Origin of the sequence: Pseudomonas sp. MS646 (assembly GCF_036693845.1) — a bacterium.
In the GTDB taxonomy this organism is placed as follows: Bacteria; Pseudomonadota; Gammaproteobacteria; order Pseudomonadales; family Pseudomonadaceae; genus Aquipseudomonas; species Aquipseudomonas chlororaphis_E.
The window spans coordinates 2,597,673-2,611,314 of the sequence record NZ_CP144763.1; the positions used below are offsets into that span (position 1 = coordinate 2,597,673).

Genomic DNA, 13,642 nt, shown 5'->3' on the forward strand with positions numbered 1-13,642 from the left:
CCTCAGGGCTTGCGGGTGGCCGCGTTGGCGTCGTCTTGCAGGATCTTGTCGATGGTCTCGAACGTGTTGCCCACCAGCGGCTTGGCATCCGTCTGCGGCACGTGGCACTGGTTGCAGAAGTACCGGCGCGGTGAAACGGCCGCCAGGGCCTGGCCGTCGCGGTCCATGTAGTGGGTGATGCTGATCATGGTTGCCTGGGTCCGTGCGCTGTTGGCGCGGCTGTGGCAGGTCAGGCATTTGTTGCCGTTCTTGTCGATCTGGTAACCGCGAATGGTGTGGGGGATGGTCGGCGGTTGGTCGGGGTAATTGCGTTCGCGCTTGAGGTCTTTGTTTTCTTCCTCGGCGATGGGAGGCGCCGGCAGGCTTTGGGAGAGGGTGCCACCGGGACGGCGGCCGTCCATCGCGGGTGCGTCCAAGGGGTAATCGACGTCGGCGGCGATCGCGATCCCCATGATCGCGAGCAGGAGCAACGGCAGGGTGCGAAAAAGCATGACGGTTCTCCTCAGGCCACGCTGATCAACTCGATGCGTATCGCGCATTTTTTATAGTCGGTCTGCTTGGAGATCGGGTCGGTGGCATCGAGCGTGACTTTGTTGATCAGCTTGTTGGCATCGAAAAACGGCACGAAGACCAACCCCTGGGGCGGTTTGTTGCGACCGCGGGTTTCGATGCGGGCGCGGATCTCGCCGCGACGGCTGACCAGCTTCACTTCGCTGCCGCGACGCGCCTTCAGAGCCTTGGCGTCGTCGGGGTGCATGTAGACCAATGCATCCGGCACGGCCTTGTGCAGCTCTTCGACACGCTGGGTCATGCTGCCGGTGTGCCAATGTTCAAGGACGCGGCCGGTGGACAGCCAGAACGGGTAGTCGGCGTCCGGGGCTTCGGCGGGCGGCTCGTAGGGCAGGGCGAAGATGATCGCTTTCTTGTCCGGGTAGCCGTAGAACTGCACCCCACTGCCTTTCTCCACATAAGGGTCGAGCCCTTCGCGGTAGCGCCAGCGGGTTTCCTTGCCCTCGACCACCGGCCAGCGCAGCCCACGTTCGCTGTGGTAGCGGTCGAAGGTCGCCAGGTCATGCCCGTGGCCGCGACCGAACTGGGCGTACTCCTCGAACAGCCCTTTCTGCGGGTAGAAACCAAAGGCCTTGGCTTCATCGTTCTTGTAGCCGGCCTCCATCTGTTCGACGGGAAACTGGTCGACCTGGCCATTCCTGAACAGCACTTCGAAGAGGGTCTTGCCCTTGAGTTCGGGGGCCTGGGCCAGTAGTTCGGCGGGCCAGGTTTCATCGGTGGTGAAGCGCTTGGAAAATTCCATCAGTTGCCACAGGTCCGAGCGGGCATCGCCCGGCGCGCTTACCAACTGGTGCCAGAACTGGGTGCGCCGTTCGGCGTTGCCGAAGGCACCTTCCTTTTCCACCCACATGGCGCTGGGCAGGATCAGGTCGGCGGCCTGGGCGGAAACGGTCGGGTAGACGTCGGAAACGATCATGAAATTGTCCGGGTTGCGCCATCCCGGCAGGACTTCCTGCATGATGTTCGGCCCGGCCTGCATGTTGTTGCTGGCCTGGGTCCAGCAGACATTGAGCACACTGTCCTTGAGCATGCGGCTTTGTTCCACCGCGTGGAAACCGGGCTTTTCCTGGAGGGTGCCGGCGGGCAGCTTCCAGATTCTTTCGGCGGTGGCGCGGTGCTTGGGGTTGGTCACCACCAGGTCGGCAGGCAAGCGATGGGAGAATGTACCCACCTCCCGTGCCGTACCGCAGGCCGATGGCTGGCCCGTCAGCGAGAAGGGACTGTTGCCCGGTTCGCTGATCTTGCCGGTGAGCAAATGGATGTTGTAGATCAGGTTGTTGGCCCACACCCCGCGCGTGTGCTGGTTGAAGCCCATGGTCCAGAACGATACGACCTTGCGCTTGGGGTCGGCATACAGCTCGGCAAGGCTTTTCAGGCGCTCGGCGGGAACCCCGGTTTCCCTGGCGGTGCGCTCCAGCGTGTAGGGCTTGACGAAGGCGGCGTACTGCTCGAAGGAGATGTCCGTCCAGGTGTTGGCCTTGGTGGCGTTGGCGGCTTTCTGCTCCCTTGGATCGTCGGGGCGCAGGCCGTAGCCGATGTCATCCGCGCCCTTGGCGAAGCGGGTGTGCTTGCTGATGAAATCCTGATTGACGGCGCCGCTTTCGATGATGTGATTGGCGATGTAGTTGAGGATCATCAGGTCGGTTTGCGGCTTGAACACCATGGGAATATCGGCGAGTTCGAAGCTGCGGTGCTCGAAGGTGGACAGCACCGCGACTTTCACGGTCGGCTGGCTGAGGCGCCGGTCGGTGACCCGACTCCAGAGTATCGGGTGCATCTCGGCCATGTTCGAGCCCCAGAGCACGAAGGCGTCGGTGGCTTCGATGTCGTCGTAGCACCCCATCGGCTCGTCCGCGCCAAACGTACGCATGAAGCCCATCACCGCCGAGGCCATGCAGTGACGAGCGTTGGGGTCGATGTTGTTGGAGCGCAAGCCTGCCTTCATCAGCTTGTTGGCGGCGTAGCCTTCCCATACCGTCCATTGCCCGGAACCGAACATGCCGACCGAGCCGGGACCTTTGTCTTTCAGGGCCTGCTTGAATTTCAACGCCATGATGTCGAAGGCCTTCTCCCAACTGATCGGTTGGAATTCGCCTTGTTTGTCGTACTGGCCGTTCTTCATGCGCAGCAGCGGCTGGGTCAGGCGGTCGGAGCCATACATGATTTTCGACAGGAAATAGCCCTTCACACAGTTCAGCCCGCGATTGACCTCGGCCTTGATGTCGCCGTGGGTGGCGACCACCCGGTTGTCCCGGGTCGCGACCATGACGCTGCAACCGGTGCCGCAGAACCGGCAGGGTGCCTTGTTCCAGTCCAGGGTGACCATGTCGGCTTCGGTCACCAGGTTGCTGGCCGACGTCATGATCGGAAGACCGGCAGCGGCGGCGGCAATGGCGGCGGCCTGGGACTTGACGAACGCTCGGCGGGTCAGGCTCATTCGGGGTCACCTTCGGGTTCGAGGAGCTCGTGATAGATCAGCGCGGCATTGAGAACGCCTGGCAGGCTGTTGATCTGTTGAATGCGCTGCAGAATCTGGTCTTCATCCACGGCCTCCAGCACCACCACCAGTTTTCCGGCAGCACTTTGCTGATGAATTTCCAGGCCTTCGAGCAAACACAGGTTCGCCTTGACCGCTTCGAACAACGAGGGCCGGGCGAGTACGACAAGACTGGCAATGTGCAGGGCTTCGTCCATGAACGGGCTCCAGCGCGTTGAGCAAAAGTCATCCGTCAGTTAGGCGGACCGGGCGGGCCGTAGAGCATCTGGAAAAACCAGACGAGAAACCCGTAGCCGCCGACGATGGCGACCGATAACAACGGAAAGAGACAGACAACAAGGAACAGGAACAGCCGAGTTTCCTTGCGGCGTTCGGGTTTGCGATCTTCAGCCAATGACATGGGCAATCTCCAGCCGACCTGGATTGATACTAGCCCATGATGTTTGTGTGGTTTATTGGGTCGGTATTATCCGACCAGCGGTCAGAAGGCTGTGGAGCCGCCCGCAATTTCGATACCTGGCCCAAAAAACGGTGGGAGTAAACCTGCTCGCGAAAGCGGTCGATCAGCCAGCAAACCAGCCAGCTGAACCAACGCCTTCGCGAGCAGGCTCACGCCCACCAAGGGGACTTTGGTGTTCGGTGTCGGCTTACAACCAGTAACGCAGGCCGAGCATCAGGGACTGGGCCTTGTACTCGGTTTTCACATCACCCTGGGGCAGGTTCTGGATGTCGCCGAAATGGGCTTCACGCGTCTTGAAGTAGCGGTAGTCCAGGGACATGGACCAGTGCTCGGCGAGTTCGAAACCGACCCCGGCACCGAGTTGGTAGGCCGGGACCGTGTCGCGGTGGCTGTTGCCGAACTGGACGCCGCCGGCTTCCAGGCCGCTGATGGTCAACACCGCATAGCCCAGGCCGCCGCCGACGTAAGGCGTGACCCGGTTCAACGGCGCTGGCAGGTTCGAGACGTCGTACCAGAGGTTGGCCATCAGGCTGCTGGCTTCCTCTTTCCCTTCGCCGTCGATGCTGCCGCCGCCTTCATAGACCCGGTGATTGAACTGGGTCAGGGTGTTCTTGCGGTAGCTCAGTTCCAGTTCGGGTCGCAGCCCGATCGGCAAGCCCCAGCCCAGCGCCAACCCGGTGGCGTAGCCGGAATGCAGCGGTTGGTTGTATTGCATCTCGACGAAATCGAGGTCGTTCTGGTTGAGGTCCTGGTCGGCGACCCAGTTCAGGCCACCCATGGCACTGACATAAGGGCCAAGCGTGTCAGCGAAACTGGACGCGGGGGCGATCAGGCCCAGGCCGATGATGCCCATGACGAAAGAGTGAGTGGTTTGCTTTAGGTTCATGCTCGATCCGAAGTGTTCTGTGGTTGAAAAATCAACGAAGCGTGTCCGGGGACCGGCGCACGGCCCCCGGCGTACTCATACAAGGTGCAGGTGCGCTGCGGTTTTCTCGGCCGGGCTTCGGGAGGTGTTCGTCCGCTGCTCAGCCAGGGAGCAGAGGTTGTCCAGCGCCTTGGTCATCGCCGCCGTCAGTGCTTTGCGCAGCAGCCCCCGGTAGAGAAAGCTCAATGGACCGGAGATCCTCGCGCTATGGATGACATGGGTCTCTTCGGATGAAAGCCTGCGCATCCGATGATCGAACTCAAGGTCGATCCACAGCAGCTTCGCGGTGTTGCGGTAGCTCTCGTGCAGGCTCACGGCCTCCAGTTTCAGGGGCATGTTCAACCCGTTCTTGAGAACACATTTGCCGTGCGTCCCGGCCTGGAATGGACCCTCGAGTTCGCAGTGGCGAACGTCGGTGTCCCACAGCGGCGCTTGGGAGAAATCGCTCCAGATCTTCCAGATCTCGGAAGGCGGCGATTTGACTACGATTTGCACGTTTACATCGTTCACGGCGTCACCTTGGTTGGGGGCTCGATGAGGTTCAGGGAAGCGGTCATTCAACATTCTCAGGCGGCGGGCGCGGACTGGCTCAGCACCTGGGCGGTGATGCTGGCCTGACCGATTTTTTCGCCACGGTTGAACAGGTCGATGTAGATGCGGTTGGTCTTGAACGACCGCAACTGCGCATCGAACCCGGGTTGTGGCGCCAGCGACAGCGGACTGTTGCGCGCAATGGGCCGCTCCAGGGTGAAGCTCAAGGCCAGCAGGTTCATGGGGGTCTTGAGCGGGATATGCAGGTGACTGTGGGCAATCTGCATGTAGCACTGGCGGGCCACTTCGAGGAAATACACCATCGAATGGTGGTGCGGATCGCCCTCATGGAAGAAGTGCCGGTCCGGTAGTTCCACCGTGTCCACGCTCAAGCCCTGGGCGATCCCGCTCATCTCACTGACGATGACGTTTTCTGCGCGAGCCTTGTGCAGCAGCGCCTTGTCGCGGCAGGGCGCGGCGGTGAACGCCACGGCCGGCGAGGTCTCGAACGCCGAGCTGTGGGCCATTTCGAGCACGCAGGTGCACATCAACTGGCCGCCCTGCATGACTTTGGCGGTGAACGCCTGCGCATCCTGGCCCTGTTCCAGGTGCAATTGAATCGGCGTTTCTTTTTGCACGTACTGCTGGAACTTGATGCTCAGGCGTTTGATGTAGGCGGCGCGGCCACCCGGCGGCGTGGCGAGTTCGAGCAATTGCAGCACGCCTTCGATCAACAGGATGCCGGGGACGTGGTCCAGCGGGTGATCGAAGAAGTAAGGGTGGGCCTCGTTGACCACCAGCTGCGCCTGCAAGGCATGCGGACCTCGCCGGACGTCGGCGATCACGATATTTTCCTCGCGACGCGGCCGCAGCGCCGGACGCTGGGCGTCAGCCCCCCGGTGCAGGGCGAAGAGGCCTTCCATGGCGCGGACCCGGACCCGTAGCCCGGTCAGCAGCGTGCTGGTGAGCATGTCGCTGAGCTGCAACACATCGACACCGTCGTGCTGCGGCTCGCGCACCAGGTTGACCGGCCGCACGGGTGGGATGAGTTGCTGCAGTTCGTGGGACGCTGAATGGGCGAACCGCAGCATGAACGGCAATTTGATGGGGGCGGTCGTGGCGTCTGCGCCCTGGTGCCATTCGCGAAGTTTTTCGGTGAACAACCACATCACTGTCTTGCCGGCGTCGCGCACCTCGATCACGGTGTGGCTCGCCTTGCGCAACATCACCGCCAACAGGGTTTCGATACCCGTGGCTTCAGCCAGGAAACCGGTCATGTCCCGCAGCGAATCCTGTGCAGGCGCTGGATCAGGTTGCAGCTCGCAGACCTCGACATGGGGGTATTGATCGCGCGGCTTGCCGGCCAGGCGGCAGGCTTCGTCCAGCGAACGGGCAGCGTGGGCCAGCACGGCCGCGCGAATCACCAGCAAGGGTTTTTCGCGGGCGTCTGCCTGATGACGGCGCAGGGCAAATACACCCAGCCCTTCACCTTGCAAGACCGGGGAGCGCTGGGCCCGTTCAACCTCGATCTCGCCGCTGATAAAGCGTCCGGCCCCGAGCAGCAGCGTGGTGATGCCGTCGTTGAACCATTGCGGGGAAGCCAGCAGGGTTTGCCAGAACAGGCCCGTGGTGCCCACCAGGGTCTGATGGAAACCCCTGAAGTCAAAGATCTGCGCCGGGTACCCGGACAGCATGTTCGGCAGCATGGTTGCCACGTCCGTGACCTCAACACCCGGTGGCGTCCCTTCGGCATGGCCGTAGAAATGATGGGCGCTGCTGTACGCGTTGCTGAAACGCTCGCCGCCCATGTTGCAGCACATGACCATCGCCGTGTCGGGCGAGCCGGCGACACCCGGCAGGCGGCGCAGCAGGTGATTGACGCGGTCGGTGATCAACAACTTGAACGGATCGACATGGGCCAATGGCTTGGGGCCCATGCCGAAACCGTCGATGTCGATGAGCTGGTCTTGGGCAAGGAATTTTCCCTGCAGCAACGGTTGCTCGGGCGTCACGGTGTAATCCACGAAACGCCCGTAGGGGAACACCACCGAAGGGGCCGCCGGCTGGTCGAACTGTTGCTGGAAGGCGTGCAAGGAACTGTGGCTGCCCAGCGCGGCTTCGGCTTCGACAATCGCAAGGTCCAGCATCAGCACGCCGGGAGCAACCCGAGGGGCGGCGAGCGCGTGGCCGGGCACGTACTCATCCACCACCAGGTGAGCGTTGGCCCCGCCAAAGCCGAAGCTGGAAATGCCGACGCGGATCGCCGAGGAGCGCTCCGCCAGCGGCTGCACCTGCCCGGTGGCAAGCCGCAGGCACGTCTCGTCGACCTTGGCACTGGGGCGGTAGCCAGGTTGGGGAGGAATGCCTTTGTGGCGCAGGATCATCAAGGCCTTGGCCAGCGAAGGACCCCCGGCGGCCGCCAGCGGGTGGCCAATGACCGACTTGATCGAGCCGATGGTGATTTTCCGGTCGTCGGGGCGGTGGCCTGCGAAGAAACTGTTCAGCGAAGCCAGCTCGGTGGCATCACCCAGCGGGGTGCCGGTGCCGTGGGTTTCGATGTAGTCGACGTCGCTCGGGTCGAGGTCCGCGTAGGCGCGCTGGTAAGCGGTGAACTGCGCCTGTTTTCCGGGCGCGAACACTGAGCCTTCGGCGCCGTCGGCGGACAATCCCAGGGCCCGCAGGACCCCCAACGGTTGGCGCTGGGCAAGCAAGGCCTGGGCGACGGGCTCGACCAGAAAGGCTACCGCGCACTCGCCCGGCACGATGCCGTCGGCATCCTGGCCGAAGGCTTCCATTTGGGCGCGGGCAGAGAAGGCCGTCAGTTGAGAGAAGCCGAGGAACAATGCCGGCGGCAATACCGTGTTGAGTGCCATGACGATGGCGTTGTCGGCCTGTCCACTGTTGACCAGCGCCTGGGCCATGTCGATGGCGTAGGGAAACGAACTGCAAGCGGTGTCGACTGACAGCGCCGGGCCGCCCAGGCCAACCGCCGCGGCGAGTTCCGCCACCTGTTCGCCCGGCGTATAGCCTTGCTCTGCAGCGGCTTTGGCGGCTATGCCGCTGACGAAGAAGCTCTCGTCGCTCCAAGACGTCGCCACCACCAGGGCCGTGCGCTCGCAGGTCAGGGCCGAACCTTGAGCGGCGAGTTGGCCGAGCAGTGTCTGGAGGACTTTCTGGCCGATAGCGACTTGTCGCCCTTCATGTCGCGAAGGGGTTTCGGGGGCATCGGTCAGGCAAAAGGCGCTGTCCAGGTAGACGCGATTGCGTTCCCCCGGTTTTGCCGAATAGATCGACGCCTTGTCCAGTTCCCAACGGGCCGGCATCGATTCGATGGGCGCTATCTGCCCCTGGGACAGCAGGTGCCAGAGCGCGTCGATGGACGACGCCCCAGGAAATTCACCGGCCATCGCACTGAAGCAGAAATCGCCTGCTGTGGTCACTGCGCCACTCATACCTTGTCTCCTGATCGCCAAAATGCTGGGTGATCGGCTCGATCACCCGGATTCCATTCCTGTATTGCGCAGCGTGTTTCAGCCCAGCCTTGCCAGCAGTGACAGGGCGTCCTGGGGCGTGCGACGGGACATCAGCGCTTCGCCGGCAAACTCACTGGCCGAGCAGTGTTGGGCCATGGATTGGCAGAGCGTTTCGCGGCTGAAGCCATTGAGGCCCAATTGGGCGAACGGTGTCTGGACATCGATCGACTGCGCCGTGTCCGCGACCAGCGGCGACAGTGTGTCGAGCAGCAGGTTGTGGGCCGGCGCCGGCGTCTCGGCCGTGACCGCCGCCGGGGCGGGTTCACAGGCCTCGGGCCCTGGGCCGGCAAGGGCGGCATCGATCAGGGCGATGGTCGCCTGCGGGTACTTGGCGTTGGCCAACTCGGAGCTGTTGGCCTTGAGCTGTGGCCACGTGGCGACCACGGATTCGAGGAAGTCCAGTTGCACCAGCGAGTCGAGGCCCAGGCCTTCGTAGCTTTGGTTCAGGTCGATCTGCTCGGCCGAAAAACCGGTGATGGTCGCCAGTTGCGCCAGTACCCAGGCTTGCACATCCACCGCGGGCGCTTGTGGGTCGGCTTCAAGGCGAGCCAGCAGGGCCGTCGGGGTGGGCGCATCGAACAACTGCGAGGTTTGCGCCTGCTTTTCCGGGAAGTGCTGGGCGAGGGATTCGAAGATGTCCACCAGCCCCAGGGAGTCGATGCCCAGGCTCTCGAAACTTTGATCGAAGTCGATCTGCTCCTGCTTGAAGCCGGTGGCCGAGGCAATCTCGGCGCGCAGCCATTGGGCGTAGTCGAGTGCCGCAGGTGCTTCGACGACGGGTGCCGCGGCCAGGATCGGCGCCGTGGCGTGGACCGTTTCGAGCACCGCAACCGGCTTGTTCACCGGGGCGTCGATGCCTTGGGCATAGACCCCTTCGATGACTTGCTTGTGCGCGCTGAAGTAATGCGCGGTGACGGACTCGGCCTGCTCCAGCAGGCGCATCAGGATCGATTCCTTGGCGACATTGGATTCGCACAGTGAATCGATGATCTTTTCCGAAAGGGAAAAATAGCTGTGGGCTATTTTTCCATTGGACACGATGAATTCCTGCACAACATCGTTAAGTTGCAAGCGCATGAGGTTCTCCTAACCGAAGTCGGTAGACGTTTCTGTCAATAAGAAAAATCAAAAAGTCATGGCCCAGGGCCGGGCCTTGGGTGAATCCACCCATCAAACGGGCAGTAGTCGACAGGGCGACTTAAAGTTGGAGTTCTACTGCGTCAACCTCGGACGGTGTTGTTCTTGTGGCACCCTTGAGTAACCCGGACCTCAGGTTCAGATACGCCACCAGGGTCATGGCGTCGGCGCCCTGGAAGGCAATGTAGCCATCAGGACGAATCAGCATCAGCGTGCCCTCGCTGGCGTGGTAGCGCTTGTGCAGCCGCCAGTCAGGGTCGAGCAACGTCGAATGCCAGGCGGGCAATCCGGCGCTGCTGAGGGCGTCGATCACGCAATAGGCCTTGATGCCCGGGTAGTCTTTTTCCACGGTCTGGGCCAGGGTGTAATAGCCCGGCAGCAGCGGTGAAAACTGATCGGCCCCGGTGAACACCAGCAGCGTGAAAGTGCCGTGGAACAGGTCGATCAAGCGTTTTGCCGGCAGCCCTTGCAGTTGCCACAGCTCGACATCCGGCGCCAATTGCCCCGCGCGCGGCGCCGCGCTCTGGAACTCGGGCTTCTGGCCTTTGCGGTACCAGTTCTTGCGCTGTTTCTTCGTCAGCGACTCCTGGATGTAATCGCTTTTAGCGTAGTGGTATTGGTGACCGGAAATCATCGACGGCAGCTTGCGCTGGACCTTCTTGCGGTTGCTCAACAGCGGCAGGACATTGTCCCGCAGCCAGACCAGCGCGCGTTGGCGGACGGTGATCAGGCCGGTCAGGCGGTGGGCGGTGTTCTCGACTTCGAGGGCGACCGGGTAGCGCTCGTCGTTGTAGCTGTCGAGCAGGGTGGGCTCCGCCAGCCCCTGGTCGACGTAGGCCATTTTCCACGCCAGGTTATAGGCCTCGGAAACCCCCAGGTTCATCCATTGCCCGCCGATCGGGCTGCCGATGTGCGCGGAGTCGCCCACCAGGAATACCGAACCCTGCTGCATGGTCTGCACGCGGCGATGCTGGAACGAGGCGATAGTGGTCGACGAGATGTTGGACAGCGTCATCTTCTGCCCGCGTCCTTCGCACAACCGCTGGAAGTTTTCCAGGCTCAGGGAAGGGCGCTCGCCTTCCGGCGGCAGGTTGTAGGGCATCTCGATGAACAGGCGATAGCGAGACTGGGCACTGATCGGCGCGACCGCCACGTAGCCGTCCTGCGCGCCGAGGAAGAAGGCGCCTTCGTCCTTGCTGCCGGACCACTCGATGTCGGCGTCGGCCAGCATGAAGAAGCGGTCGTAGGACGAACCTTCGAACGTCATGTCCAGGCGTTTGCGGATGTTGCTGCGCGCGCCGTCGCAGGCGGCCACCCAGCGGGTGGTCAGCGTTTCTTCGTGGCCGTCGGCGTGCCGCAGGGTCATGTTCACGGCGTCGGGCTGGTTTTGCAGGTCCACCAGCTCGGTGTTCCACTCGACCTGCGCGCCCAGTTCATTGAGCCGCTCCAGCAGCAGTTTCTCGGTCTGCGGCTGCGGTAGGCTCAGCAGCAACGGGTACGTCGCATCCAGGTAGGAGAAGTTGTAGTTCAACACCCGCTTGGCGTTCGACTGCACCGAAAACTGGTTGATGGTGAACCCATCCCTGACGGCTTGATCGGCGATGCCCAGGTCGCGGAAGATTTCCAGGGTGCGCGAATGGATCGCCATGGCCTTGGTCGCGGTGGAAGGGCCGGCGTTCTTTTCGATGATGCGAAAGCCAACCCCCCACTTTTTCAGCATGATCGCCAGGGACAGGCCAATCGGGCCGGCGCCTACGATCATGACGGTGGGGGCGCTGCCAGGGCGCTTGAAATACGTGGGGGCCAACGTGCTCAGAGTGTTCATCGGTCAGTACCAATTTCTGTAGAAGGGAGAGTGAGCGATGCCGAGCAGGGCATCGTCGCCAGATGAGTCGCCGTAGGCATAAATGTAGAAGTCATCGAGGTTGCTCAAGCAGCCCTTGAGCCGTGTGACTTTCTCTCTCTCAACGCAATTGGTGCCGCAAATGCCGCCCGTCAGTTTGTTTTTCGCTGTGGCCAGGCGAGTGCCGCAGACGTAGTCGAAACCCACCGCCTGGCCCCAGGGGATCAGGTAATTCTCGGGCGAGTTACTGACCAGCGCGGTGACGTGGCCCATGGACTGATGCCATTGCAACCGGCGCAGGGCCTCGGGCCGCAGCCACAGTGGCAACAGTTCGGTGATGAAGTACTTGGCGTGCTCGCGCTCATCGTCCACGGACAGGCCGCCCAGATAACAGGCGATGAAGGCCAGCCGGGCTTGCATCAATGGGGTGATCCCGACGACCACGCTGAGCATTTTCGGCAACAGGGGAATGATCCTGAGCCAGAACGACCGGGTGCCGGCGATGTAGCGCATGTAGCGCCAGAACGTGTGCCGGTCGGTCAACGTGCCGTCGAAATCGAAGACGGCCAGTACCGGTTGGGTGTTATCAGCTTGCATGAGCCACTTCCTTGAGCGCGATGATTTCGATGGTCCTGGGCAGCTTGAAGCCCGACAGGTAGCGCGAAAGCGGGGTGGCGATCGCGTTCTGGGTCAGGTCGGCACTGCCTTCCACGCACAGATGCAAGACGTTCACTTCCTTGTTGTCCGGGACGATGTAGGCCTTGGCGCGCGTTACGCCAGGGTGTTTCAGGGCGATGGATTCGATTTCCGTCAGGTCGACCATTTGCGCCTTGATCTTCGAGATCCGCAGGCGCTGGCAATAGAAGAACACATGGCCGTCTTCGTCCTGCCACACCAGGTCTCCGGTGTGGAACCAGCCATCACGCCAGAACCGGGCGTTGGCGTCATCGGCATCCAGGTAACCGTCGATCACCATCGAACCGCGGATCAGCAGTTCCCCGATGCGTCCGCGGGCAACGTCACGGCCCTCGGCGTCGACGACTCGCAGGTCCACACCGCTGATCGCGCGTCCCATGGCACCGCGGTGGACCTGGCCAATCGAGCTCTGGACGATCACCGGCATGCTTTCGGTCAAGCCATAGCCTTGCAGCACTGCGTTGCAGCCGAGCAACTTGCCCAGCTTCTCGGCTTCGTCGGCCGGCAGGTGGCTGCCGCCGGAATAGACCATCAATTTCGGGTGCATCGGCAACAGCGCGCCCTTGCGCTTGGCCAGGCGCGTGTTGAAGTAGCGGATGACGTCGGGCACCAGGCAGGCGAAGCTGACCTGATGTTCGGACAGGACTTCAGCCAGGTCGCGGTTAAGCAGCGTGTTGGTCATCAGCAGGGTGGCGCCGATGCTCAACGGAAACACCATCATCACGGACAACCCGAAGATGGCGTAGAGCGGCAGCGTCACCAGATGGACCGACCCGACGCCTTGCAGATGGAACTGCTCGTGCAGCCCGTCGCTCGATTGCGTCAGGTCGAGATAGCGGTGGGCCACGGCCAGGGGCTTGCCCAGGCCCCGATAAGTGAACTGCACCGAGACCACCGGGTTGTCCTCGGGCAACATCAGGGGTTCGGCCTCGTGCGGCACCTGCGCGACGGCAGTCGCATGGGCTGGCAGCGCCGCCGCCGGCTCGTCCCCCACCTCCAGCACCAAGGTATGGCGGATGCCGGAGTCCGGGTGGAACAGCTCGCTGTGCTGCACCGCCAGCGCGGCAGTCGTGACCACCAGCGTGGGCCCGGCCAGGCCGATGACGTTGGACATCTCGAACGGCGTCAGCTTGTGGTTGAGGATGACCGGCACCGCGCCGCGACCGATGATCGCCAGGTAATAAGCGATGAACGCCACGCTATTGGGCAGCACTAACGCAACGTTATCGCCGGGGACAACATCGAGCGCTTTAAGCACACCATTACAGCCCTGTGCCATGTTTCGCAATTGACGGTAAGTGACGGTCTGTTCTTCCGCGTCCAGATACTTGATGGCTATCTGATCGGGGAAAGATTCCGAAAAACCGACAAAACGATGCAGAAAACCTTCTTTACTGGAAAGGCTTTTCATATACCAACCTCTTTCAATCCTTGGATGTATGGCGTGTCT

General features: G+C 62.2%; 11 protein-coding genes. All 11 read right to left on the reverse strand.

Annotation, left to right across the window (positions count from 1 at the left end):
• Positions 1 to 2: 2 nt before the first annotated feature.
• Positions 3 to 491, reverse strand: coding sequence for a nitrate reductase cytochrome c-type subunit (locus tag V3H56_RS11475; RefSeq protein ID WP_042728646.1), 489 nt, complete (start codon positions 489 to 491; stop codon positions 3 to 5).
• Positions 492 to 502: 11 nt separating this feature from the next.
• Positions 503 to 3,007, reverse strand: a complete 2,505-nt coding sequence (gene napA, locus V3H56_RS11480) for a nitrate reductase catalytic subunit NapA (protein ID WP_042728645.1) — start codon at positions 3,005 to 3,007, stop codon at positions 503 to 505.
• Positions 3,004 to 3,264 (reverse strand): chaperone NapD, encoded by a 261-nt coding sequence (locus V3H56_RS11485; RefSeq protein ID WP_042728644.1) that lies wholly within the window; start codon positions 3,262 to 3,264, stop codon positions 3,004 to 3,006. The genes napA and V3H56_RS11485 overlap by 4 nt, the downstream gene beginning before the upstream one ends.
• 35 nt (positions 3,265 to 3,299) lie before the next feature.
• Positions 3,300 to 3,467, reverse strand: coding sequence for a periplasmic nitrate reductase, NapE protein (napE, locus tag V3H56_RS11490; protein ID WP_042728643.1), 168 nt, complete (start codon positions 3,465 to 3,467; stop codon positions 3,300 to 3,302).
• A gap of 247 nt (positions 3,468 to 3,714) precedes the next feature.
• Positions 3,715 to 4,413, reverse strand: a complete 699-nt coding sequence (locus V3H56_RS11495) for an outer membrane beta-barrel protein (RefSeq protein ID WP_042728642.1) — start codon at positions 4,411 to 4,413, stop codon at positions 3,715 to 3,717.
• A 75-nt stretch (positions 4,414 to 4,488) separates the two neighbouring features.
• A complete protein-coding gene (locus V3H56_RS11500) occupies positions 4,489 to 4,962 on the reverse strand; it encodes an SRPBCC family protein (protein WP_047739394.1) in 474 nt (157 codons plus the stop codon).
• A 56-nt stretch (positions 4,963 to 5,018) separates the two neighbouring features.
• Positions 5,019 to 8,435: a beta-ketoacyl synthase N-terminal-like domain-containing protein gene (locus tag V3H56_RS11505; RefSeq protein WP_047735487.1), complete on the reverse strand. Its 3,417-nt coding sequence runs from the start codon at positions 8,433 to 8,435 to the stop codon at positions 5,019 to 5,021.
• A gap of 78 nt (positions 8,436 to 8,513) precedes the next feature.
• Entirely contained in the window at positions 8,514 to 9,593 is a 1,080-nt protein-coding gene (locus V3H56_RS11510; RefSeq protein WP_047735485.1) for an acyl carrier protein, read from the reverse strand.
• 121 nt (positions 9,594 to 9,714) lie between these two features.
• Entirely contained in the window at positions 9,715 to 11,478 is a 1,764-nt protein-coding gene (locus V3H56_RS11515; RefSeq protein WP_047735483.1) for an FAD-dependent monooxygenase, read from the reverse strand.
• Between the two features lie 3 nt (positions 11,479 to 11,481).
• Positions 11,482 to 12,093, reverse strand: a complete 612-nt coding sequence (locus V3H56_RS11520) for an HAD-IB family hydrolase (protein ID WP_042728637.1) — start codon at positions 12,091 to 12,093, stop codon at positions 11,482 to 11,484.
• Positions 12,083 to 13,603, reverse strand: coding sequence for a class I adenylate-forming enzyme family protein (locus tag V3H56_RS11525; RefSeq protein ID WP_338474644.1), 1,521 nt, complete (start codon positions 13,601 to 13,603; stop codon positions 12,083 to 12,085). The genes V3H56_RS11520 and V3H56_RS11525 overlap by 11 nt, the downstream gene beginning before the upstream one ends.
• Positions 13,604 to 13,642: the final 39 nt, after the last annotated feature.